At 68.5% G+C, this 22,739-nt stretch carries 19 protein-coding genes, 1 rRNA gene and 1 pseudogene; 11 read left to right on the forward strand and 10 right to left on the reverse strand.

Annotation, left to right across the window (positions count from 1 at the left end):
• The first annotated feature begins 2 nt into the window (after nt 1–2).
• Both rrf and GKO32_RS40720 read left to right on the forward strand, forming a co-directional pair.
• A 5S ribosomal RNA gene (gene rrf / locus GKO32_RS36045) occupies nt 3–119 on the forward strand.
• 87 nt (nt 120–206) lie between these two features.
• Nucleotides 207–536 (forward strand): annotated as a pseudogene (locus GKO32_RS40720) (helix-turn-helix domain-containing protein); the annotation flags it as partial.
• A 58-nt stretch (nt 537–594) separates the two neighbouring features.
• Here the strand turns inward: GKO32_RS40720 and GKO32_RS36055 are convergent.
• The gene (locus GKO32_RS36055; protein WP_154761398.1) at nt 595–1,371 is read right to left on the reverse strand and encodes an SDR family NAD(P)-dependent oxidoreductase; all 777 of its coding nucleotides are present in this window, start codon (nt 1,369–1,371) and stop codon (nt 595–597) included.
• Here GKO32_RS36055 and GKO32_RS36060 point away from each other — a divergent pair.
• Nucleotides 1,370–1,855 carry a MerR family transcriptional regulator gene (locus GKO32_RS36060; protein ID WP_154761399.1) on the forward strand — a complete coding sequence of 162 codons (486 nt, stop codon included), beginning with the start codon at nt 1,370–1,372 and terminating at the stop codon, nt 1,853–1,855. The two genes, GKO32_RS36055 and GKO32_RS36060, sit on opposite strands and share 2 nt — an antisense overlap.
• Before the next feature lie 17 nt (nt 1,856–1,872).
• Here the strand turns inward: GKO32_RS36060 and GKO32_RS36065 are convergent, their stop codons facing one another.
• Genes GKO32_RS36065 through GKO32_RS36075 form a run of 3 tightly spaced genes read right to left on the reverse strand, consistent with a single transcriptional unit; the run spans nt 1,873 to nt 5,993 of the window.
• On the reverse strand, nt 1,873–3,504 hold the full coding sequence (locus tag GKO32_RS36065; protein ID WP_312869182.1) for a phospho-sugar mutase: 1,632 nt from the start codon (nt 3,502–3,504) through the stop codon (nt 1,873–1,875).
• Complete coding sequence (locus GKO32_RS36070; protein ID WP_154761400.1) at nt 3,501–4,292, reverse strand: purine-nucleoside phosphorylase; 792 nt, start codon at nt 4,290–4,292, stop codon at nt 3,501–3,503. Before GKO32_RS36070 ends, GKO32_RS36065 begins: the two co-directional genes overlap by 4 nt.
• Nucleotides 4,293–4,319: 27 nt before the next feature.
• Nucleotides 4,320–5,993: a serine/threonine-protein kinase gene (locus tag GKO32_RS36075; RefSeq protein ID WP_312869183.1), complete on the reverse strand. Its 1,674-nt coding sequence runs from the start codon at nt 5,991–5,993 to the stop codon at nt 4,320–4,322.
• Between the two features lie 85 nt (nt 5,994–6,078).
• On the opposite strand from GKO32_RS36075, the gene GKO32_RS36080 reads away from it, so the two are divergent.
• The 5 genes from GKO32_RS36080 to GKO32_RS36100 all read left to right on the forward strand — a co-directional run bounded on the left by GKO32_RS36080 (nt 6,079) and on the right by GKO32_RS36100 (nt 12,862).
• On the forward strand, nt 6,079–7,902 hold the full coding sequence (locus tag GKO32_RS36080; protein ID WP_154761402.1) for a methylmalonyl-CoA mutase family protein: 1,824 nt from the start codon (nt 6,079–6,081) through the stop codon (nt 7,900–7,902).
• Nucleotides 7,902–10,064 carry a methylmalonyl-CoA mutase gene (gene scpA / locus GKO32_RS36085; protein WP_154761403.1) on the forward strand — a complete coding sequence of 721 codons (2,163 nt, stop codon included), beginning with the start codon at nt 7,902–7,904 and terminating at the stop codon, nt 10,062–10,064. Before GKO32_RS36080 ends, scpA begins: the two co-directional genes overlap by 1 nt.
• A complete protein-coding gene (gene meaB, locus GKO32_RS36090; RefSeq protein WP_312869184.1) occupies nt 10,065–11,054 on the forward strand; it encodes a methylmalonyl Co-A mutase-associated GTPase MeaB in 990 nt (329 codons plus the stop codon).
• Between the two features lie 37 nt (nt 11,055–11,091).
• Nucleotides 11,092–11,406: a hypothetical protein gene (locus GKO32_RS36095; protein ID WP_154761404.1), complete on the forward strand. Its 315-nt coding sequence runs from the start codon at nt 11,092–11,094 to the stop codon at nt 11,404–11,406.
• A gap of 160 nt (nt 11,407–11,566) precedes the next feature.
• Entirely contained in the window at nt 11,567–12,862 is a 1,296-nt protein-coding gene (locus tag GKO32_RS36100; RefSeq protein ID WP_312869186.1) for an amidohydrolase, read from the forward strand.
• Nucleotides 12,863–12,900: 38 nt separating this feature from the next.
• Here the strand turns inward: GKO32_RS36100 and GKO32_RS36105 are convergent, their stop codons facing one another.
• Entirely contained in the window at nt 12,901–13,353 is a 453-nt protein-coding gene (locus GKO32_RS36105) for a gamma-glutamylcyclotransferase family protein (RefSeq protein ID WP_312869189.1), read from the reverse strand.
• A 97-nt stretch (nt 13,354–13,450) separates the two neighbouring features.
• Between GKO32_RS36105 and GKO32_RS36110 the strand changes: the two genes are divergently transcribed.
• Complete coding sequence (locus GKO32_RS36110; RefSeq protein ID WP_312869190.1) at nt 13,451–14,854, forward strand: NAD(P)H-quinone dehydrogenase; 1,404 nt, start codon at nt 13,451–13,453, stop codon at nt 14,852–14,854.
• An 89-nt stretch (nt 14,855–14,943) separates the two neighbouring features.
• Entirely contained in the window at nt 14,944–15,726 is a 783-nt protein-coding gene (locus tag GKO32_RS36115) for a VOC family protein (RefSeq protein ID WP_154761407.1), read from the forward strand.
• Nucleotides 15,727–16,655: 929 nt separating this feature from the next.
• On the opposite strand, the gene glpK is transcribed toward GKO32_RS36115, so the two are convergent.
• Nucleotides 16,656–18,164: a glycerol kinase GlpK gene (gene glpK / locus GKO32_RS36120; protein WP_154761408.1), complete on the reverse strand. Its 1,509-nt coding sequence runs from the start codon at nt 18,162–18,164 to the stop codon at nt 16,656–16,658.
• A 34-nt stretch (nt 18,165–18,198) separates the two neighbouring features.
• Nucleotides 18,199–19,131 carry an MIP/aquaporin family protein gene (locus tag GKO32_RS36125; protein ID WP_154761409.1) on the reverse strand — a complete coding sequence of 311 codons (933 nt, stop codon included), beginning with the start codon at nt 19,129–19,131 and terminating at the stop codon, nt 18,199–18,201.
• 145 nt (nt 19,132–19,276) lie between these two features.
• Here GKO32_RS36125 and GKO32_RS36130 point away from each other — a divergent pair, with 145 nt between their 5' ends.
• Nucleotides 19,277–20,989, forward strand: a complete 1,713-nt coding sequence (locus GKO32_RS36130) for a glycerol-3-phosphate dehydrogenase/oxidase (protein ID WP_312869191.1) — start codon at nt 19,277–19,279, stop codon at nt 20,987–20,989.
• 67 nt (nt 20,990–21,056) lie between these two features.
• Here GKO32_RS36130 and GKO32_RS38255 read toward each other — a convergent pair whose 3' ends face one another.
• The 3 genes from GKO32_RS38255 to GKO32_RS36145 all read right to left on the reverse strand — a co-directional run bounded on the left by GKO32_RS38255 (nt 21,057) and on the right by GKO32_RS36145 (nt 22,674).
• Nucleotides 21,057–21,668, reverse strand: a complete 612-nt coding sequence (locus tag GKO32_RS38255) for an AMP-binding protein (protein ID WP_166459838.1) — start codon at nt 21,666–21,668, stop codon at nt 21,057–21,059.
• A 117-nt stretch (nt 21,669–21,785) separates the two neighbouring features.
• On the reverse strand, nt 21,786–22,313 hold the full coding sequence (locus GKO32_RS36140) for a GNAT family N-acetyltransferase (protein WP_154761410.1): 528 nt from the start codon (nt 22,311–22,313) through the stop codon (nt 21,786–21,788).
• A 4-nt stretch (nt 22,314–22,317) separates the two neighbouring features.
• Nucleotides 22,318–22,674, reverse strand: a complete 357-nt coding sequence (locus tag GKO32_RS36145; protein ID WP_154761415.1) for a DUF1707 SHOCT-like domain-containing protein — start codon at nt 22,672–22,674, stop codon at nt 22,318–22,320.
• Between the last annotated feature and the right edge of the window lie 65 nt (nt 22,675–22,739).

Consider the following 22,739-nt stretch of genomic DNA (forward strand, 5'->3'; position numbering starts at 1 on the left):
GTTTCGGTGGTTTTGGCGGTGGGGAAACGCCCGGTCCCTTTCCGAACCCGGAAGCTAAGCCCACCAGCGCCGATGGTACTGCACCCGCCAGGGTGTGGGAGAGTAGGACACCGCCGAACTTCTTTTCAAGCCCTCGAGGCCCTGGGAAAACCTGACAACAGGATCCCCCAGGGCCTCGAGGCATTTCTGACACTTGAGTCGATGAGGTGGTGTCGGCCCGCACCGCCCGTAAGTGGGCCGACCGTTACCTCGCCGAGGGTCCGGCCGGGATGGCCGATCGCAGCTCACGCCCGCACCACAGCCCGGCCAAAACCAGCCCCGGCATGGTGCGGCGGGTCGTGCGACTGCGGTGGCGTCACCGGTAGGGCCCAATCCAGATCGCCGGCCGGCTCGGCATGCCCGTTGCTGGGCACAGCGTTCGTGCACACCGTCATCGACGACCACTCCCGCGGCGAACGCGTCCTGTCCGACAACGAACCGCCTACCGATCCCACGCCTGCACCGAACTCGGCATCACCGGTAAGAAAACCCGCCCAGAAACCAACGGCAAAATCGAACATCACAACCAGGCCGGCTGATAGCGGCGGTACTGGATCAGTGGCTTCGGGCCATCGCTCTCAGCGCGACAGTGGCCATGAGCCGTGGCGGCAGCATCCGGATCACGAAGGCGGTGGTCTTGTTGCCGCCGCCGTCGACGACGGCAGGTTTGGTTCCAGCCAAGGCGGTCAGCGCGGTGCGGGCGACCTGTGCCGGCTGCCGCTTCCCGCGGCCCGGTCGGGAGTTCATGGGTGTCTCCGTCGGTCCCGGGCTCACTGCTACGACCCTGACGCCGCTGGCCTTGGTCTCGGCCCACACGGCTTGGGTGAAAGAAAGTACGTAGGCTTTCGAGGCCGCGTAGGCAGCCACATGGGGGGCGGGGGTGTAGGCCCCGGTGCTGGCGATATTGATGACGGAACCGTGGCCACGCTGAACCATCTTCGCAACCATCAGTGCGGTCAGCTCCGTGAGTGCGCCGACGTTGAGGTCGACGAGTCGACGCAGCGTGGCCGGGTCGCTGTCGGCCACCGTCGCCAAGGAACTCATCCCGGCGTTGTTGACCAACATCTCCACCTCGACGCCGGCCTTCTGCACAACCTCTACCAGGCGGCTGGGTGCGCCCTCCTCGGCCAAGTTGAACGGCACGCTCAGCACCGTGACCCCGTGCCGTTCACGCAAACCGGCGGCAGTCTCTTCCAACTGTTCAGCGTTGCGTGCGACGAGCACCAGGTTTGCTCCATATCCGGCGAGCTCGTCGGCGATCGCCGCACCAATGCCGCTCGACCCTCCCGTGATGAGTGCGTAGCGGTTCTTCATTTGTGATGCGGTTGTCATGACACCCAACGTAGACGTTGACGTCAGTGTTAAGGTCAAGGCTGTATCGACAGGCGCGCGACTACAAGCGAGAGAGAAGTGGAGCATCGTGCGTATCGGAGAACTCAGCCACGCCACCGGGGTCAGCACGCGAGCCCTGCGGTACTACGAGGAGCAAGGACTGATCCACAGCCAGCGCCTCGCCAACGGATACCGCGCTTACGGGCCTGAAGCAATCGAGACGGTGGAGTTCATCCAAGACCTCTTCGCGGCCGGCCTTTCCTCCCAGATCCTGCGTGACATCATGCCGTGCATCACCGAGGGCCACGACCAAGCTGCGTGCACTGACTTGATGGCACAGGTACAACACGTCCGCGACAATCTGCTGGACCAAGAACAACGCCTTCGCGGACGCCGAGAAAGACTCGAGCAATACCTCACCGGCCAGCGCAGCCCGAGAGGACGCTCCGGAGTCGCCCGCCCGCAAGCTGTCGAGCCTCACTAGGCCGTTTTCCTTGCCTGCTATGGCAGGTGCTTCGACAGCAGCGCCTCGACATCCGCGCGAAGTGCCGCCAGCCGGTCCGCCGCGACGGCCTTCGCCTCGTCGAGGGAAACCGCCACCGGCTCGACGGTCTGCAGATACGTCTTCAACTTCGGCTCGGTCCCGGACGGCCGGATCACCACTCGCACACCGGCACCCGACATCCGGACCGCATCGGTCCCCGGCCGCAGGTCCTCCGTCGACACCGGCACGCCGGCCAGCGACGTCGGTGGGGACTGGCGCACGGCGTCCAGCACCTCACCCCGCACACTCAAATCCGTGACCCGCAGGGACAACTGGTCCGTCAGATGCACCCCGTGGCGCCTAGCCAGCTCGTCGAGCACATCCAGCAGCGACCGACCCGTAGCACGCAACGTCGCGGCGAGATCGCACGCCAGTACGGCTGCCGCGATGCCGTCCTTGTCCCGCACGAAGTCCGGGTTCACACACAACCCGAGCGCTTCTTCGTAGGCGAACACCAGCCCCGCGCCCGCGCGCGTGAGCCACTTGAAACCCGTCAACGTCTCCGCATACCGCGCGCCGTGCGCCTCGGCGATCCGGCTCAGCATCGACGACGACACGATCGTCGTCGCGACCAGCGGATCTTCGGACGAAGTCGTCGACAGCACATGCTCCCCGAGCAGCACCCCCGCCTCGTCCCCGCGAAGCATCCGCCACGAACGGCCCCGGTCCCGCACGCCCAGCGCGCACCGGTCGGCGTCCGGGTCCAGCGCAATGGCCAGATCCGCCTCGACATCCGCGGCCAGCGCGAGCAACAAATCAGTCGCGCCAGGCTCTTCCGGGTTCGGGAACGACACCGTGGGAAAGTCCGGGTCCGGCACCGACTGTTCGGCCACGAGATGCACATCGGTGAAACCGGCCCCGGCCAGTGCCCGCTGCACCACATCCGCGCCGACACCGTGCAGCGCCGTCGCGGCCACCCGCAGCGTCCGCGCGCCTGCGGGCGGGATCGTGGCGACCCGCGCCAGGTAATCCTCGACGATTTCCTCGCCGAGCACCGGAACCCCGGGTTTCCTGGCCACCTCTCGCGCGACGGGGGCAGCCGCGATCGCCGCCTCGATTTCCCCGTCCGACGGCGGCACGATCTGCGAACCACTGTCGTCGTAGAGCTTGTATCCGTTGTCCGCCGGGGGATTGTGCGACGCCGTGATCTGCACACCCGCCGCCGCGCCCAGGTGTTTCACCGCGAACGCCAGTACCGGCGTCGGCAACGGACCGGGCAGCAGCCGTGCGTCGAACCCGGCTGCGGCCAGCACTTCCGCCGCCGCCAACGCGAAACGTTCCGACCCGTGCCGGGCATCGCGGCCGACGACGACCGTCTCACCGGCCTTGCCGTGCGCCGAAAGCCAGGCGGCCACCCCGGCGGTCGTGCGGATGACGACCGCGGTGTTCATCCCGTTCGGCCCGGCGCGCACCGGTCCACGCAACCCGGCCGTGCCGAATGTCAGCGGGCCGCGCATCCGGTCCTCGAGGTCCACGACCGCACCGGGTCCGCCACGCATTGCTTGCGCCAGCACGGTTTCCAGCTCATGCCGGGTGCCGGCCTCGACGTCGCCGGCGATCCAGGCGAGCGCGCGCAGGCGGTCGGTCACGCCCGCGCCACCAGCTCCCGCAGGAGCGTGCCCATTCGCTCGGCCGACGCGCGACCGGCTTCGATCACTTCGACGTGGCTCAGCGGCTCACCGGTCATGCCCGCGGCCAGGTTCGTCACGAGCGACAACCCGAACACCTCGATCCCGGCGGCGCGAGCGGCGATCGCCTCCAGCACCGTCGACATGCCGACCAGGTCGGCCCCGAGCGTGCGCAGCATCCGGATTTCGGCTGGGGTCTCGAAATGCGGCCCCGGCAACCCGGCGTAAACCCCTTCGGCCAGGTCCGGGTCGATCGTGCGGGCGACCTCCCGCAGCCGGGGCGAGTACAGATCCACCAGATCCACGAAGTTCGCACCCGTGATCGGCGATTTCGCGGTCAGGTTCAGGTGGTCGGAGATCAACACCGGTTGCCCCACCTGGAAATCCTCGCGCAGGCCGCCCGCCGCGTTCGTCAGCAGCACCGCCCGCACACCGACGGCCGCCGCCGTCCGCACGTTCTGCACGACCCGCCCCACACCCTTGCCTTCATACAGGTGTGTGCGGCCCAGGAAGACCAGCGCCCGGTTGCCGTTCACCCCGACCGACCGAACCGTGCCACCGTGACCGATCGCCTCGGGCTTCTCGAACCCGGGCAGCTCTCCGACCGGGATTTCCGCGTCGCCGCCGCCGATCACGTCGGCCGCGGGCCGCCAGCCCGAACCGAGGACGACCGCGATGTCGTGCTTCGCATGCCCGGTGCGCTCGGCGATGGTGGTGGCGGCGGCCTCGGCGAGGTCCTGTTCACTCATGCGGCGAGCTTAGTTGCTGACCGGGGCTCATCCCGTGATCGAGAAGGTCGGCACCATCCGCTCGTACAGCTCGGTGCGCGCACTGTTCTCCTGCTCGGTCGGCACGGTCACGCTCACCGCCCACAGGCTCGAACCGTTCCGGAAGACTTCGGCGAACGTGGTGCGGCTGATCTGGCTGCCGCTGCCCTTGTCGAACGTGCGGTAGGTCAGTGAGTAGCCGTCCCGGCCGTCGGTCAGCCGCTCGGCCGGGCGCACCTGGCTGTACGCGCTGGATCCACGGCTGGAGGCAAGCCCCTTGAGGTACTGGTCGATCGCGTAGCCCGGGAAGTAGCCCGCGATGTGATCGACCGCCAGCATCTGGGCGCCGTCCGGGGAAACCCACTCGACCAGCGTCGAGGGCGGCAGCCCGTCTCCGACGCCGGAACCGGTGAACCTGGTCCAGTCCTGTGGTGCCTCGACCGAGAACGTCGCGTCCTGGCCGCGCACACTCGACGCGTCACCGGTGCGGCGTTCGAATTTCGTGGGCGGCGGTTCGACGGTGGCCGAGCTGCTCTGCCGCGCGGGTGGGATGACCGGTTCCGCGCCGATCACCCGCGCCGCGACGAACCCGCCGGCCGCCGAAATCAAGAACAGCAGGATCGCGACGCTGGTCAGCACCGCCGTCGCGGTGACGCCGCGACCGGCCGGCACGGGTTTCGTGGCGGGGCCGGGCGCGAACGGGAGCGGGCCGGGGTCGAGGGCGAGCGCCTGGCTCGAGTCCGGGGACCGCACCAACGCAGGCGCCGGTGCGGGCGAGATTTCCCGCGTGTCGGTCGCCTCGGTGCGCTGTCCCTTTGCCTGCTGGAACATTTCGGGGCTGAACAGCACCCGCGGGGCCTTGGTGAGCCACGGGTACAGCTGCTGGCGGGCCTCGCGCAGCGAGATCCGGTCGCGTGGCTCCTTCGCCATCAACCCCGTGATGATGTGCGAGAGCGGCCCGGGCGACGGCCGGGGCACCTCGCCCTTGACGACCTTGCCGATCGTCTCCAGCGGGTCGCCGTCGGCGTCGTACGGCGGGTGGCCTTCGATGGCGTTGAACAGCGTCGCGCCGAGGCCCCACAGGTCCGCGCTCGGCGTGACGGCCTTGCCGGACGCCACTTCCGGCGCGATGTAAGCCGGTGAACCCAGGGCGATCCCGGTGCGGGTCATCGTCGCTTCGGAGACGTTGCGCGCGATGCCGAAGTCGGTGAGTTTGATCCGGCCGTCGTCGGCGACCAGTACGTTGCCCGGTTTGACGTCGCGGTGGGTGATGCCGGCCGCGTGCGCGGCCTCGAGCGCCGCGGCGACGGCGTCCGCGACGGCGGCGGCCTGCTCGACCGTCAGTGGTCCGTGCTCGCGCAGCAGCTCGGCCAGGCTGTGCGAGGGCAGTAGCTCCATCACGACGAACGGCTCGCCGTCCTCGCGGGCGACGTCGTGCAGGATGATCACGTTCGGGTGGGAAAGCACCGCGATCGCACGGGCTTCGCGCAAGGTGCGCTCGCGTAGTTCGTCCGCCTGGCCCGCGCTCACCCCGGGCGGCAGGCGGATTTCCTTGACGGCGACCGGACGTTGCAGGAACTCGTCGTAGGCCGACCAGACCGTCCCCATCGAGCCCGAACCCAGCACCGATCGCAGCCGGTAACGTCCGGCGACGACACGGGAATCCTCACTGTCGGCGGGCACACGCATATTGTGGCTGATGGCGGTTGAAGTAACCGCGAGCAGGCTCACACTTGCCGCCTTGAGTACCCCCCTAACATCGATGAGTATGAGTCAGGCAGGGACTGCGGGGCCCGATGAGCTGGCGCTCGCCGCCGAGTTCGACACGCCGGAGCGCGCCGGCTGGCAGGAGCTCGTCGCGGGGGTGCTGCGCAAGAGCGGGGCGCTGCCGGAGGACTTCGACGGTGCGCCGGAAAGGTTGCTGGCCACCAAAACCTACGACGGCATCGAGATCCAGCCCCTCTACACCGCCGACGACGAGACGGTGCCCGCCGGGTTTCCCGGGCTGGCGCCGTTCGTGCGTGGTGGCAGGCCGGAGGGGACCGGCTGGGATATCCGGGTCCTGCACACGAGCGCGGACAACCGGGCCATCCTCGCGGATCTGGAGAACGGCGCGAGTTCCGTGTGGTTACGCGCTGTCCCGCCGTCGTCGCTGGCTGACGCACTCGACGGGGTGTACCTCGATCTCGCTCCGGTAGTGCTTGAAGCCGGCGCGGAGTACGAAGCGGCGGCAGAGGCTCTGCTGGCGTTGCCGGCCGAGAAGAACATCCCGGACAGCGAGGTCATCGGCAATCTCGGCATCGACCCGGTCGGGCTGCACGCGCGCACCGGCACGGCGCACGAGCTGGCCCCCGCCGCGGAAGTCGCCGCGCGGTTCGCGGCGAAGCATCCGAAGCTGCGCACGATCGTCGCCGATGGGTTGCCCTACCACGAGGCCGGTGGCTCGGACGCGCAGGAACTGGGTGCGGCGATCGCGGCCGGTGTCGCGTACCTGCGTGCGCTCACCGCCGCCGGGCTGAGCGTCGACGACGCCGCCGCGCAGCTGGAATTCCGGTTCGCCGCCACGGCGGACCAGTTCGCCACGATCGCGAAACTCCGTGCCGCACGGCGGTTGTGGTCGCGGGTCACCGAGGTTTCCGGTGGCACCGCACGCGGCATGAAACAGCATGCCGTCACCTCGCCCGCGATGCTGACGCAACGCGATCCGTGGGTGAACATGTTGCGCACCACGGTCGCCTGCTTCGCCGCAGGTGTCGGTGGCGCCGACGCGGTCACCGTGCTGCCGTTCGATTCCGCGATCGGCCTGCCGGACGCGTTCGCCCGGCGGATCGCCCGCAACACGCAGGCGATCCTGCTGGAGGAATCCCGGCTGGCCGGCGTGATCGACCCGGCCGGTGGCTCCTGGTATGTCGAGAACCTGACCGATGCGCTCGCGAACGCCGCGTGGCGCGAGTTCACCGAAATCGAGCGTCATGGCGGCATCGAGGCCGCTCTCGACTCCGGTTTCGTTCGCGACAGGCTGGCCGGAACGTGGGAAAAGCGCGCGCGGCGGCTGGCCACCCGCAAGGACCCGATCACCGGCGTCAGCGAATTTCCCCTGCTGGCCGAGAAACCTGTCGAGCGCCCGGCCAATCCGTCTATTGTGGATGGTGGATTGCCGCGGCACCGCTATGCCGAGCCATTCGAGCAGCTGCGTGACCGTTCGGATGCCTACCTGGCTGAGCACGGTGACCGACCGAAGGTCTTCCTCGCCACGCTCGGACCGCTCGCCGCGCACACCGCGCGGGCGATGTTCGCGTCGAACCTGTTCCAGGCGGGCGGAATCGAGCCGGTCAACCCGGGCGCGGTGCAGGACCCGGTGGCCGCCTTCGCCGAAAGCGGCGCGACCGTCGCCTGCCTGTGCGGCAGTGACCGGTCGTACGGCGAGCAGGCGAGTCAGGTCGTCGCCGGACTGCGGGAAGCCGGCGCGAAAGCCGTGCTACTGGCCGGAAAACCGGACGAGTCATACGGTGACGTGACGGGGTTCGTCCACATTGGATGCGATGCGCTCGCCGTGCTGACCGGCACCCTGGACACGCTGGGAGTCAAGTGATGACGATCCCCGATTTCACGGACATCGAGCTGGGTGTTCCCGAGCCTGCAGGTCAGGCCGAGTGGGCCGAGGCGCTGCATGCGAGCACCGGCAAGGGCCCGGACGCGCTGGCCTGGGAGACGCCGGAGGGAATCGGCGTCAAACCGGTATACACCGCCGACGATCTGTCCGATGTGGACTTTCTGCACACCTATCCGGGTGTCGCGCCGTTCCTGCGCGGGCCGTACCCGACGATGTACACCACGCAGCCGTGGACCATCCGCCAGTACGCCGGATTCTCCACCGCGCAGGAGTCGAACGCCTTCTACCGGCGCAATCTCGCGGCCGGGCAGAAAGGGCTTTCCGTCGCGTTCGACCTGGCCACCCACCGCGGGTACGACTCCGACCACCCGCGCGTCGCCGGTGACGTCGGCATGGCGGGCGTGGCGATCGACTCGATCTACGACATGCGCCAGCTGTTCGACGGCATCCCGCTGGACAAGATGAGCGTGTCGATGACCATGAACGGTGCGGTGCTCCCGGTGATGGCGCTCTACATCGTCGCCGCCGAGGAACAGGGCGTCGCCCCCGAACAGCTCGCCGGGACCATTCAGAACGACATCCTCAAGGAGTTCATGGTCCGCAACACCTACATCTACCCGCCGCAGCCGTCGATGCGGATCATCTCCGACATCTTCGCCTTCACCTCACAGCGGATGCCGCGGTTCAACTCGATCTCCATTTCCGGCTACCACATGCAGGAAGCCGGGGCGACGGCCGATCTCGAACTGGCGTACACGCTCGCCGACGGAGTCGAGTACATCCGCGCCGGCCTCGACGCCGGGCTGGACATCGACAAGTTCGCGCCGCGGTTGTCGTTCTTCTGGGCCATCGGCATGAACTTCTTCATGGAAGTCGCGAAAATGCGTGCCGCCCGGCTGATCTGGGCGAAGCTGGTGAAGCAGTTCTCGCCGGGCAACCAGAAGTCGCTCAGCCTGCGCACGCATTGCCAGACCTCGGGCTGGTCGCTGACCGCGCAGGACGTCTACAACAACGTCGTGCGCACGTGTGTCGAGGCGATGGCCGCGACCCAGGGGCACACCCAGTCCTTGCACACCAACGCGCTGGACGAGGCGCTGGCCTTGCCGACCGACTTCTCCGCACGCATCGCGCGCAACACGCAACTGTTGCTGCAGCAGGAATCCGGCACCACGCGCGTGATCGACCCGTGGGGTGGCAGCGCTTTCGTCGAGCGGCTGACCTACGACCTCGCACGCAAGGCGTGGGGGCATATCGACGAGGTCGAGTCCGCCGGAGGGATGGCCCGCGCGATCGACGCGGGAATTCCCAAGCTGCGCATCGAAGAAGCCGCGGCCCGCACGCAGGCCCGCATCGATTCCGGGCGGCAGCCGGTGATCGGTGTCAACAAGTACCGCCTCACCGAGGACGAGCAAGTCGAAGTGCTCAAAGTGGACAATGCCGGGGTGCGTGCCCAGCAACTGGAGAAACTGCGGCGGCTGCGCGAAGAACGGGACGCGGGCGCCGTCGAGGATGCGTTGCGCCGGCTCACCGCGGCGGCCGGCGGGGAAGGGAACCTGCTCGAACTCGCCGTCGACGCCGCCCGCGCCAAGGCGACGGTCGGTGAGATTTCCGAAGCGCTGGAAAAGGTGTGGGGGCGGCATTCGGGCCAGATCCGTACGATTTCCGGCGTGTACCGGGACGAGGTCGGCAAGACCGCCAACGTGGACAAGGTGCGCGCCCGGGTGGAGAAGTTCGCCGAGGCCGAAGGGCGCCGCCCGCGCATCCTCGTCGCGAAGATGGGGCAGGACGGGCACGACCGCGGCCAGAAGGTGATCGCCACCGCGTTCGCCGATCTCGGTTTCGACGTCGACGTCGGTCCGCTGTTCTCCACCCCGGCCGAGGTCGCGCGGCAGGCCATCGAGGCCGACGTGCACATGGTCGGCGTTTCCTCGCTCGCGGCCGGGCACCTTTCGCTCGTGCCCGCGCTGCGCGAGGAACTCGTGAAACTCGGCCGCGAGGACGTCATGATCGTCGTCGGTGGCGTGATCCCGCCGCAGGACTACGACGAGTTGCGTGCCGCGGGCGCGGCCGCGATCTTCGGGCCGGGCACGGTCATCGCGGACGCGGCGCTGAACCTGCTCGACCAGCTGGAGCAGGCCTGAGTGGCTCGTTCCGTTGACGTCGGCGCCTACGCGAAGGGCGTGCTCGCGGGAGACCGGGGCACCCTGTCGCGGGCGATCACGCTGGTCGAATCGAATCGCGCCGATCACCGCCGGCAGGCGCAGGAGCTGCTGATCGAGCTGCTGCCGCACGCGGGCGGTGCGCGCCGCGTCGGCATTACGGGCGTGCCCGGAGTCGGCAAGTCGACTTTCATCGATCAGCTCGGCACCGATCTCACCGAGTCCGGGCACCGGGTCGCCGTGCTCGCGGTGGACCCGTCGTCCACCCGCACCGGCGGCAGCATCCTCGGCGACAAGACCAGAATGGCGCGGCTCGCGGTGGACCCGGCGGCGTTCATTCGCCCCTCACCGACGTCCGGCACGCTCGGCGGCGTCGCCAGGGCGACTCGCGAGACGATCGTGCTGATGGAAGCCGCCGGCTACGACGTCGTGCTGGTGGAGACCGTCGGCGTCGGCCAGTCCGAAGTGACCGTGGCGAACATGGTCGACTGCTTCCTGTTCCTGACCCTGGCCCGCACCGGCGACCAGCTGCAGGGCATCAAGAAAGGTGTGCTCGAACTCGCCGACGTGATCGCGGTGAACAAGGCCGACGGCGAGCACGAACGCGACGCGAAACGGGCCGCGCGAGAGCTGGCCGGGGCGCTGCGGATGATCTACGGGCCGGACGCGGAGTGGACACCACCGGTGCTGACCTGCAGCGGGCTCAACGACATCGGCCTCGACACGATCTGGCAGCAGATCGAACGGCATCGCGCGCAGCTGCTCGAATCCGGGGAACTGGACGCCAAACGCAAGCAGCAGCAGGTCGACTGGACCTGGTCGATGGTGCGGGAGCAGTTGCTCGGGCGCCTCGCCGATCATCCCGGGGTGCGCTCGATCGTGCCGGAGGTCGAACAGGCCGTCCGCGACGGCGAGCTCACCGCCACCCTCGCGGCACAGCGCATTCTGGACGCGTTTTCGTCCAGACCATGACAGACTTGTCCCCGGTGCCGAGGGAAAGGCCGGGAAGATGACAAAGCCGCGTCGTGTGCTGGCCGCCTTGATGCTCGGCGTGCTGCTGTCGTTCACCGCACCCACCGTGCTGGCCGTCGCCGCGCCGGCCGCGGTCTCGGCCCCGGCACCCGCCGTGCAACCGGTCGTCACACAGGCGCAACCAGGCCCGGTCATCGACCCTGCTGACAACGCGCGGGCGAACGCGCAGAAGACCAAGAGCAAGATCGTGGTCGGGGTCGTCGCGGCCGTGCTGCTCGGCATCGTCCTGTGGGGGCGCAGCATCCGCGGCAAGAAGCGAAAGAAGTCCGCCGACCAGGCGAAAGGTAAGTGAAGCGGCACCATTAGTACAGGTGGGCCGAAGTACCCTGTGCCGTTCAACGCAGATCCACTACCGGCCGTCCCGAGTCCCCCACGCGAGCGGTTTGTTGCCGCCTGCATCGTGCAATATTGCGTCAAATGGGTTACACGCTTTTTGCATTTGGAGGTTCGGTGTGACCGTGCTGGACTCACGGCGGGAGCTTCCCGGCAACCGCGACGAGCGCGCTGCCTCTTTTGGGGGAACGGACGCGCTGATCACCGAGGACGGCGTCAGCATGGCACCCGTGACCGACCTCGGTGCTGGGAGAGGGCCGTTCTGGCTGGATTCGTGGCTTGAGCACCATGGCGCCGACCTCGTGGCCTGGCGCCGGCATATCCACGCCAACCCGGAGCTCTCGCGGCACGAGCACGGAACGACCGAGCTCATTTGCTCCGTGCTGCGTTCGGCCGGGCTGGAACCGCGGATTCTGCCCGGTGGCACGGGTGTGCTGTGCGACGTCGGCACCGGTCCCACCTGCGTGGCGCTGCGGGCCGACATCGACGCGCTGCCGCTCACCGAAGCGACCGGGCTGCCCTACTCGTCCACTGTGGACGGTGCGGCGCACGCCTGCGGGCACGACGCGCACACCGCGATCGTGCTGGGCGCCGCGCTGGCGCTGGCGTCCGCGCCGGAGCTGCCCGGCCGGGTGCGGTTCATCTTCCAGCCGGCCGAGGAGGTCATGCCGGGCGGTGCGCTCGACGTGATCGAGGCCGGTGGGCTCGACGGGGTGGACCGCATCTTCGGGCTGCACTGCGATCCGCGCGTGCGGGTCGGCCAGATCGGCTCGCGCGTCGGTGCGCTGACCTCCGCCGCGGACCTGATCGAGTTGCGGCTGACTTCGCCCGGCGGGCACACGTCACGGCCGCACTTGACGGCCGACCTGGTGCACGCGCTCGGCGTGGTCATCACGTCGTTGCCGTCGTTGCTGTCCCGGCGGGTGGACCCGCGCTCGGCGACGGTGCTGGTGTGGGGCGCGGTGCATGCCGGTCAGGCGGCCAACGCCGTGCCGCAGGACGGCGCGCTCCGCGGCACGCTCCGCACGGCCGAGCACGAGGTATGGAAGGCGCTGGAGCCACTGGTCCAGTCATCCGTCGAGTCGCTGCTCGCGCCGACCGGGGTGGGGTTCGAACTCGACTACCGCCGCGGGGTGCCGCCGCTCGTCGGCGACCAGGACAGCACCGCGCTCCTGCAGGCCGGTGTCGAAGCCGCGCTCGGCGAGCGTGCGCTGACCGGCACGGAGCAGTCGTCCGGCGGCGAGGACTTCGCGTGGTACCTCGAGCACGTGCCGGGCGCGTTCTTCCGCCTCGGCGTCTGGAGCGGTGAGGGCGAGATGCGTGACCTGCACCGCCCGACGTTCCAGCTCGACGAACGTGCCCTCCCCGTCGGCGTCCGCTGCATGGTCCACACCGCGCTGACCGCACTCGCCTGACGAGTTCAGCGGGCCGGACTCGCGCGAGTCCGGCCCGCTCAGGGCGCGATGCCGCGACAGGGGCGGGTGCGCAGATCGTCGACGTAGTCGGTGGGGGCGCCCGCGGCTTCGGCCGCGTCGGCGAGCACGCCGAGATAGCGCGCCGACGGGAGGCCGCCCTCGTAGGCGTCCAGGACGTAGAGCCACGCCAGCACGGAACCGTCCATCGTCTGCACCCGCAGCCGGATCTTGTTGTGCAGCCCCAGTTCGCCGCCTTCCCAGCGGTCGAGCTGCCCTTCGTCGAGTGGCGTGACGTCGTAGAGCACCACGAAGACCCGCGAGCCCGGGTCCTCCACGATGGTCGCGAGTGCGCCTTCCCAGCCGATGTCTTCGCCGCCGAAGGTCAGCCGCCAGCCTTCCAGCCAGCCCGTGCCCGCCATCGGCGAGTGCGGGGCGCGCTCCATCATCTGCGCGGGTTCCATGTTGGATCCATAAGCGGCATACAACGGCACGGCTAGAGAGTAGCCGCCGGCGAGTCACCCGACCGGACGTACTCCGGGTACGCCCTCCTAAGGTGGACACGAGCAGTGCGACGAGGAGGGGACAAACGTGACCAGGATCGTGATCATGGGTGGTGGCCCGGCCGGTTACGAGGCGGCTCTGGTCGCCGCCCAGCACGGAGCCAACGTCACGATCGTCGAACGGGACGGGCTCGGCGGCGCCTGCGTGCTCTACGACTGCGTCCCGTCCAAGACCTTCATCGCCTCCTCCGGTGCCCGAGCCGCGATGCACGGTCTGTCCGAGCTGGGCGTGGTCACCGACATGGCGGACACGAGCATCGATCTGCGCACCGTGCACGGCCGCGTCAAGGGCCTGGCGCTGGCCCAGTCCGCCGACATCCGGGCGCGCGTCCAGCGCGAAGGCGTGCGGGTGATCATCGGCGAGGCGAGGTTCCACGATGCGGAGCCGGGCCTTGCCCAGCACAAGGTGCTGGTCACGCCGCGTTCCGGTGACCCCGAGGTGCTCGACGCCGACGTCGTGCTCATCGCGACCGGCGCCACCCCGCGGGTGCTTCCCGGCGCGGTGCCGGACGGCGAGCGCATCCTCGACTGGCGGCAGCTCTACGACATGCGGGAGCTGCCCGAGCATCTCGCCGTGATCGGGTCCGGGGTCACCGGCGCCGAGTTTGCCTCCGCCTACACCGAGCTGGGCGTCAAGGTCACCGTGGTGTCCAGCCGCGACCGCGTGCTGCCGCACGAGGACGCCGACGCCGCCGCGGTGCTGGAAGAGGTGTTCTCGCAGCGGGGCACGGCGGTGGCGAAGCGTGCGCGCGCCGAACGGGTCGAGCGGACCGAGAAGGGCGTGGCGGTGCACCTGGCCGACGGTCGGGTCATCGAGGCGAGTCATGCGCTGATGACCGTCGGGTCGATCCCGAACACTCAGGACATCGGCCTGGACCGGGTCGGCATCGAGCCGGGGCCTGGCGGGTTCATCACCGTGGATCGCGTGTCGCGCACCAGCGTGCCGGGCGTCTACGCGGCCGGTGACTGCACCGGGGTGCTGATGCTGGCGTCGGTCGCGAGCATGCAGGGCCGGATCGCGATGTGGCACGCGCTCGGTGAGGGTGTCGCGCCGATCAAGCTCAAGACGGTCGCCGCGAACGTGTTCACCCACCCCGAAATCGCCACGGTCGGGATCTCGCAGCAGGCCATCGACTCGGGCGAGGTGCCTGCCCGGACCGTCATGTTGCCGTTGGCGACCAACGCGCGAGCCAAGATGGAAGGGCTACGTCACGGTTTTGTGAAGCTGTTCTGCCGCCCGGCGACGGGCGTGGTCGTGGGCGGTGTGGTTGTGGCGCCGTCCGCGAGCGAGTTGATCCTGCCGATCGCGCTCGCGGTGCAGAACCAGCTGACGGTGGAACATCTGGCGCTGACGTTCTCGGTGTACCCGTCGCTGTCGGGTTCGATCACGGAGGCCGGCCGCCAGTTGATGCGGCACGACGATTTGGATTGACCCGTCCGAGTCTGCTCGGCCTGTTTTTGTCGGTGGGTGGTGCCACACTGTGGCCCGCAGCACAAATCGACGAAACAGGAGGTCAGACCATGACCATTCGCGACACTCCGTGGCCAGAAGGTACCCCGTGCTGGGTTGACGTGATGGTGCCCGATCCCAAGCGTGCGGCCGATTTCTACGGCCCGCTGCTGGGGTGGAACTTGATCGACCAGGGTGGGGAGTACGGCGGCTATCTGATCGCACAGGTGGAAGGCAGAGGCGCGGCGGCGATCGGGCCGAAACCACCGGGGATGGAAGAGATGCCGTCGGTGTGGACGACATATCTGGCCACGGACGACGCGGACGCGACGGCGCAGAAGATCACCGCCGCGGGGGGCCGGCTGCTGATGCCGCCGGGCGATGTGGGTCCGGCTGGCCGGATGGCGATGGCGTTCGATTCGACGGGTGCGGCGTTCGGTATCTGGCAGGCAGGGCGCACGACGGGTATCCAGATCGCGAACGTGGCGGGCACACTGGTGTGGAACGAGTGCATGACGCGCGATTTCGAAGCCGCAAAAGCCTTCTACAGCAGCGTTTTCGGCTACGAATACGACGACATGTCCGGCGGCGGCTTCCAATACGCCACGGCGAAGGTGAACGGCAACATCATCGGCGGGATAGGTGGGTTGCCCGCGGAAGTGCCCGCCGAGGTCCCGGCACACTGGAACACCTACTTCGGCGTCAAGGACACCGACGCGGCGGTCGCAAAGATCGGCCAACAGGGCGGTTCCGTACTCCGCGCGCCGCAGGATTCGCCGTACGGGCGGATGGCACAGGTCGCAGACGACCAGGGCGTCCCGTTCAACGTGATCTCCGTATCCGCGGACAGCTGACCGGACGTTTTCCCAGTCGCTCTCTCGAGCCGTAGGAGGTGCCTGAAAACCGAAGCCCGACAACAGAAAACGGACCGCCCGCAAGGGGGAGACGCGCCACTCCGGTGAGGGACCTCGCCGCGCCTCGGGCGACTTTGCGGCCCTGCCGCGAGGGTTCTCGCGCCGCTCCTGCGAAGGCCTCCTGCCACCCCGGGATGGGGTGAAGTCTCGCCCCTCCCGGTGGCTGGCAAGGTGCGGCTCCTTTTGGTGAGGGCATGAAGCGCCGGCGTTTCCGCGCGGGATCGCCCGGGCCCCTCGTGCGGGTGCCTGTTTCCGCAAGCGAGCGACCTGCTCGCCGTCGCATGAGACGGGCGCCTTCCTGAGGAGACGAAGTCCGCACGAGCCCTCGCGGGTTGCCGTGCTTGTGTAGCGGACCCGCTGTGGCATGAGCTACAGCCCTGCCACGACAAGCCGCTCCGCTTCGCTCATGGCCGACGCTCGGCTTGGGCTGGCTGAACCACGCAGTGCCACCGAACCGCGGTGCGCCGAGACCGCGCAGCCCCATCGAACCGCGCGACACCGTCGAACCGTGCGGCGCCCTCGGATCGTGCAACGCCGCCGGACCGGGCAACGCCGCCGCAGCGCGCGGCATCGTCGAGGCAACGCGGCGCCGCTGCGCGCACCGCGACCGAACCGGGCAACGCCGCCGACGACGGAGTACGGCAGCCGCCAAACTGCGCACTCCGCCGAAACCCTGCCACGCGGCCGAAACCGTGCCGGACGGCCGCCAAGACCGCGCGGCTACCGAAACCGCGCCGCCCTGGAACCGCACGGCACCGAAAGACCGCGCCGCTCAGCCAAAACCAGGCCACCGCGGCCAACTACCGGCTGCCCCCAGCGGACCCCCTTCGGGCGCAAAGCCGCCCGAAGGGGGTCCGCCCGGCGAGGGGTCACTCGACCCAGTCGAAGGTCTTCGTCACCGCCTTCTTCCAGTTGTGGAACTGGGCTTCGCGGGTCTGCTCATCCATCGCCGGGGTCCATTCCTTGTCCTGGGCCCAGTTGTTCCGGATGTCATCCTCGCCTTCCCAGAACCCGACCGCGAGCCCCGCCGCGTAGGAGGCGCCGAGGGCGGTCGTTTCGTTCACCACCGGCCGGATCACGGGCACACCGAGGATGTCCGCCTGGAACTGCATCAGCAGCTCGTTGACGACCATGCCGCCGTCCACCTTGAGCGACTTCAACGGCACGCCGGAGTCGGCGTTCATGGCCTCGATGACCTCCCGCGTCTGGAAAGCCGTCGCCTCCAGCACGGCGCGCGCCAGGTGCCCCCGGTTGACGAACCGGGTCAGCCCGACGATCACGCCGCGCGCGTCGGAGCGCCAGTACGGGGCGAACAAACCCGAAAACGCGGGCACGAAGTACGCACCACCGTTGTCCTCGACCGTGCGCGCGTGCTCCTCGATCTCCGCGGCCGTGCTGATCATGCCCAGGTTGTCCCGCAGCCACTGCACCAGCGAGCCGGTGACCGCGATCGAACCTTCCAGCGCGTACACCGTGTCGTTCGAGCCGATCTTGTAGCAGACCGTGGTCAGCAAACCGTTCTGCGACATGACTTTCTCGGTGCCGGTGTTGAGCAACACGAAGTTGCCCGTGCCGTAGGTGTTCTTCGCCTCGCCCGGTGACAGGCACGCCTGCCCGAACGTCGCGGCCTGCTGGTCACCCAGGATCCCCGCGATCGGGACCCCGGCCAGCACACCCCGTTCCCGGACCCGGCCGTACTCCTCCGACGAGGACCGGATCTCCGGCAGCATCGACATCGGAATCCCCATGTCGGCGGCGTTGTCCTCGTTCCAGCTCAGGGTGTCCAGGTCCATCAGGAGCGTGCGGGAGGCGTTCGTCGGGTCGGTGACGTGCACACCGCCGTCCGGGCCGCCCGTCATGTTCCACAGCACCCAGGTATCCATGTTGCCGAACAGCAGATCACCCGCCTCGGCCCGCGCACGGACGCCCTCGACGTTGTCGAGGATCCACTTGACCTTCGGCCCCGAAAAGTACGTCGCGAGCGGCAGTCCGGTCCTGTCGCGGTAGCGCTCCTGCCCACCGCCGAGCCCGCCCAGCTCGTCGACGATCTTGTCGGTTCGCGTGTCCTGCCAGACGATCGCGTTGTATACCGGCTTGCCGGTTTTGCGGTCCCACACCAGCGCCGTCTCGCGCTGGTTGGTGATGCCGACCGCGACGATGTCCGTCGGATTCAGGTCCGCTTTCGCGAGCGCGCCGCCGGTGACCGTGCGGGTGTTTTCCCAAATCTCCTCGGCGTTGTGCTCGACCCAGCCGGCCTTCGGGAAAATCTGCTCGTGCTCCCGCTGGTCGGAGGCGACCACCCGGCCCGAGTGATCGAAAATCATTGCCCGGGTCGAGGTCGTTCCCTGGTCGATGGCGGCGACATAGGAACTCGGCATGGTGCCCTCCTTGGGCTCGTTGAAGTGTGCCGGCTCAGTCCGCGGACTCGTCGGAGGGAACCCGCCCTGGCTCCGGCGGCACAGGCGCCGGTGCTTCTTCCCGTGCTGCCAATACCTGACCGATGAGCAGGTCGTACACGAAGATCCCGACGACCCCGCCGACGAGGGGCCCGACTATCGGGATCCACCAATAGTTGCTGAACCAGTCACCGTTCCCCGGGAACGCCTTGTTGCCCCAGCCCTCGAAGAGGGTCAGGAGGCGGGGCCCCAGGTCACGGGCCGGGTTGATCGCGTATCCGGCGTTGGTGCCGAACGACAGCCCGATCCCGGCCACGACCAGCCCTATCGTGACGGGGGCGAAATTCCCTCGCGGTGCCTGGTTGCGGTTGTCGATCAGCGCGGCGACGAGACCGACGAGCAGGGCCGTGCCCACGATCTGGTCCAGCAACGGTCCCCACACCCCGTTCCCGAAGTATTTGGCCGGGAAAGTAGCGAAGATGGCGAACGTCGACAAGGAGTCCGGCCGCGACAGCGGCGGACGCTGTGCGGCGTTGAAGGCATTGATCGCATCGTGGTACACGGCGTAGACCACCGCTGCCGCCGCCAACGCGCCCAGCAGCTGGGCCGCCCAGTACGGCAGCACCTTCCGCCACGGGAATCCGCGCCGCAGCGCGAACGCCAGCGTCACGGCGGGGTTGATGTGTGCACCGCTGACACCGCCGGCTACGTAGACGCCGAACATCACGGCGAAAGCCCAGCCCCACGCGATGATCAGCCAGTTGGAAGGCCCAAAATCAACCACCTGTCGGCCCGAACCAGGCAGGCCGGCGACCGCGACAGCGACCGAACCACAACCAAGAAGAATGAGGACTGCGGTCCCGAGAAATTCAGCAAGCAATTCTCCACCGGTGTTCTGTCGCATGCGGGCCCACGCCGCCGACTGCCGATGAGAAACCTGATCGCTCATGGCGCACCTCCGGTTCCGAGGCAACTTCGCCTCCAGAACTTCATGGTGGTGCACGTTTATACGTTGGACAAGTTGCCGGCCGGTCTGACCCGCACGAACGTGCCATGCTTGGGTCGGCAGGACACCCGCGAGAAGGGAAGCCGGAGTGACTGAGGCGGAACTGGGGCCGGCCGCGCGTGAGGAATCCTGGCGGCGGCTCACCGAAGAAAAGTTCGATGTCGTGGTGATCGGTGGGGGCGTCGTAGGAACCGGCACGGCGCTGGACGCCGCGACGCGCGGGTTGCGGGTGGCGCTGGTGGAGGCGCGCGATCTGGCTTCAGGGACGTCGAGCCGCTCGAGCAAGCTCTTCCACGGCGGGTTGCGATATCTCGAACAGCTCGAATTCGGGCTGGTCCGTGAGGCGCTTCACGAGCGCGAGCTGATGCTGACGAAGCTGGCGCCCCACTTGGTGAAGCCGGTGAGCTTCCTGTACCCGCTGACGCACCGCGGGTGGGAGCGGCCCTACACCGCGGCGGGGCTGTTCCTGTACGACACGATGGGCGGCGCGCGGTCCGTGCCCGGCCAGAAGCACCTGACCCGCGCCGGCGCGTTGCGGTTGGTGCCCGCGCTCAAAGGGAACGCCCTGATCGGCGGGATTCGTTACTACGACGCACAAGCCGACGACGCTCGGCACACGATGACGGTCGCCCGCACGGCGGCGCACTACGGCGCCGTGGTGCGTACGTCCACCCAGGTCGTGCAGTTCCTCCGCGAGGCCGACCGGGTGTCGGGGGTGCAGGTTCGGGATGTCGAGGACGGCCGGGAGACAGAGGTCCAGGCCAATGTGGTGATCAACTGCACCGGTGTGTGGACCGATGAGCTGCAGCGCCTTTCCGGCAGCCGGGGCCGGTTCCGGGTGCGTTCGAGTAAAGGTGTCCACATTGTCGTGCCGCGGGATCGGATCGTGTCGGAGTCGGGGCTGATCCTCCGGACCGAGAAGTCGGTGCTCTTCGTGATCCCGTGGCGGAATCACTGGATCGTGGGGACAACTGACACCGACTGGAACCTCGACCTGGCGCACCCGGCCGCGACGAAGCACGACATCGACTACATCCTCGAGCACGTCAACTCGGTGCTCGCGACACCGCTCACGCACGACGACATCGAAGGCGTGTACGCGGGGCTGCGGCCGCTGCTGGCGGGGGAGAGCGAGGAGACCTCGAAGCTGTCACGGGAGCACGCGGTGGCGCGGGTGGCGCCGGGCCTGGTCGCGATCGCGGGCGGCAAGTACACGACGTATCGCGTGATGGCCGCCGATGCCGTGGACGCCGCCGCCGTGGACCTGCCGGGCAGGCCGCAGTCGTCGATCACCGACAAGGTCCCGCTGATCGGTGCCGACGGGTACCACGCGCTGGTGAACCAGGCCGACCACCTGGCCGCGCAGCACGGTCTGCATCCGTACCGGGTGCGGCACCTGCTCGACCGCTACGGCTCGCTCGTGCACGAGGTGCTTGCCGCTGCCGACGAGCAGCCGGAGTTGCTGCGCCCGCTGGAAAACGCGCCCGACTACCTCGCGGTGGAGGCCGTGTACGCGGCAAGCCACGAGGGAGCGCTGCACCTGGAGGACGTGCTGGCGCGGCGGACCAGGATCTCCATCGAGTACCCGCATCGCGGTGTGGACTGCGCGCCGCAGGTCGCGATGTTGATGGGCCGGGCACTGGGCTGGTCGGACGCGACGATCGAGCACGAGGTCGAGGTCTACACGGCGAGGGTCGCCGCCGAACGCGACTCCCAGACCCAGCCGAACGACGAAGCAGCGGACGCCCGCCGCTCATCGGCGCCGGAGGCCCGGGCACGGCTGACCGAGCCGGTCGGCTGAGGACCGCTGTGCCGGTGTGGTGGCTGTCGCGCTGACACCGTGAGGGTGGTGGGGCGGCGGGGCGCCGTCAGTGGGCTGCGCTCGGCACCGTTTCCGGGGCGTGTTCGTGCAGGAGCACCGTGTCACCGGCGAGGAGGGCCTTGAGGGTGATCCGGTTGCCGATCGGGTGTGACATGGGGGCGATCAGCAGCACCTGCTGCGGACCATCCGGATGCGGCGTGACGGTGCGCGCCATCTCCTCGTATTCCTCGCTCAGCGAGATGACGCTCTCGCCTGCGGTGGGGAACAAAGTCTCCACCGCACGCGGCATCACGATGTCGCTCTCGACGACGTTCGTGCCGCGGCCCTTCACCAGCGGCCCGCAGTCGGGGTCCGAGGAAAGCACGTGGTCGGCATCGACGCCGTCACCGCACGCCACGTCGTCCCGGTGCACCACCCGCGCCCCGCGCAACTGGGCCGCGATTTGCAGGAGAATTGTTTCCGGCATGTTTCCGCCGATTATTGCGACTGTTTCCCCCGGGGTGACGCCTTCGTTTTTCAGCGTGGTGTGCAGCCGTCTCAATGTGTCGAACGTCTCCTGGTAGGTCATCGACCGGCTGCGATGGGCAAAGGCGATCCTGTCGCCGCCCTCGCAAAGCACGTCCAGGATGCGTGTCAGAAACAGACTCGAGTCGCCCATGTTTCCCCCGGTTCGGCGCTGAAGCAAGGTTATGGATTTCAGGTCATCACAACATCGGACATCGCGAAACGAATTGTGTCACCCGGCACAATGCGAAATCGGTCGAATTCCCATTGTTCAGGTCTGTACCCAAGTTACCAGTTGCTGGCCGGGCTGGTTGGCGTCTTCGCTGAGACCGATCTGGGTGAACCCGCAACGCTTCGCCACCGCCGCGGACGCGGAATTCTCCGGGTGGTGGCGATACACCACTTCCCGCAGCTCGAGCGCGCCGAACCCGAAACGCACCGCCGAGCTGACCGCGACGACGCTGATGCCGCGGCCCCGCGCCGCCGGATGCACCCACAGCGCGACCTCGGCGCGGCCGCCGTCCAAATCCAGCTCTTTGAGCCCGACCTCACCGAGCAACGCGCCTGTCGTCGGCTCGGCGATCGCCCACGAACAGCGCTCGTCATGACGCCACTGGACTGTCCGCTGCCACACGTAATGCCCGGCTTCGGCGAGGTTGCGCACGTTGTAATTGACGATGTAGCGCGAGTGTTCCTCGTCCGCGAACGCCTCGATCAGCGCGGGCCGGTCGTCGAGGCGTTCGTCCGCACGCAACTGGCGCAGGTAGTACTCGCCCGCGTTGATCTCCACTGGTTCCATGGGGCTAACGGGACCTCGCTCCGTAGACGAACGCGACTACCACGGGGATCAGGAAGACCAGCCACAATCCGCGGGCCACGGTGAAGAACAGCAGCAGGGCGATGATCGCCGCGATGGGAACGGCGCCGACGCTGAACCGGCGTGCGGGCGCGGCGGGCCGCGCGGGCACCGGTCTCGCCCTCAGCACACTGGGCTGCGGTTCCGGCAGGTCCTCGAACAGCGGCGCCAGGTCCCCGCGTGTCCTGGCCGCGGTGACCTTGGCCGAACGGGTGCCGTACTCATCGATGTCGAGCCGCCCGGTGCGGACGTGCTCGGACAGCGCCTCGATCGCCTCTTCACGCTCGGCGTCGCTGAGCCGCATGTCGGGCATATATCCAATCTAGCGGCGCGAAGCGCCTCCGCTGAGGGTGGTGGTGGGGGAGAGGT

This window comes from Amycolatopsis pithecellobii (genome assembly GCF_009707865.1).
Classification (GTDB): Bacteria; Actinomycetota; Actinomycetes; order Mycobacteriales; family Pseudonocardiaceae; genus Amycolatopsis_E; species Amycolatopsis_E pithecellobii.

Bases quoted from the DNA above. Each gene is read 5' to 3' on its own strand.
- GKO32_RS36080 (WP_154761402.1), top strand. From the start codon at position 6,079: ATGAGTCAGGCAGGGACTGCGGGGCCCGATGAGCTGGCGCTCGCCGCC.
- GKO32_RS36055 (WP_154761398.1), bottom strand. From the start codon at position 1,371: ATGACAACCGCATCACAAATGAAGAACCGCTACGCACTCATCACGGGA.
- GKO32_RS36125 (WP_154761409.1), bottom strand. From the start codon at position 19,131: ATGAGCGATCAGGTTTCTCATCGGCAGTCGGCGGCGTGGGCCCGCATG.
- glpK (WP_154761408.1), bottom strand. From the start codon at position 18,164: ATGCCGAGTTCCTATGTCGCCGCCATCGACCAGGGAACGACCTCGACC.
- GKO32_RS36060 (WP_154761399.1), top strand. From the start codon at position 1,370: ATGACACCCAACGTAGACGTTGACGTCAGTGTTAAGGTCAAGGCTGTA.
- scpA (WP_154761403.1), top strand. From the start codon at position 7,902: ATGACGATCCCCGATTTCACGGACATCGAGCTGGGTGTTCCCGAGCCT.
- GKO32_RS36145 (WP_154761415.1), bottom strand. From the start codon at position 22,674: ATGCGGCTCAGCGACGCCGAGCGTGAAGAGGCGATCGAGGCGCTGTCC.
- GKO32_RS36140 (WP_154761410.1), bottom strand. From the start codon at position 22,313: ATGGAACCAGTGGAGATCAACGCGGGCGAGTACTACCTGCGCCAGTTG.
- GKO32_RS38255 (WP_166459838.1), bottom strand. From the start codon at position 21,668: ATGGGCGACTCGAGTCTGTTTCTGACACGCATCCTGGACGTGCTTTGC.
- GKO32_RS36115 (WP_154761407.1), top strand. From the start codon at position 14,944: ATGACCATTCGCGACACTCCGTGGCCAGAAGGTACCCCGTGCTGGGTT.
- GKO32_RS36070 (WP_154761400.1), bottom strand. From the start codon at position 4,292: ATGAGTGAACAGGACCTCGCCGAGGCCGCCGCCACCACCATCGCCGAG.
- GKO32_RS36095 (WP_154761404.1), top strand. From the start codon at position 11,092: ATGACAAAGCCGCGTCGTGTGCTGGCCGCCTTGATGCTCGGCGTGCTG.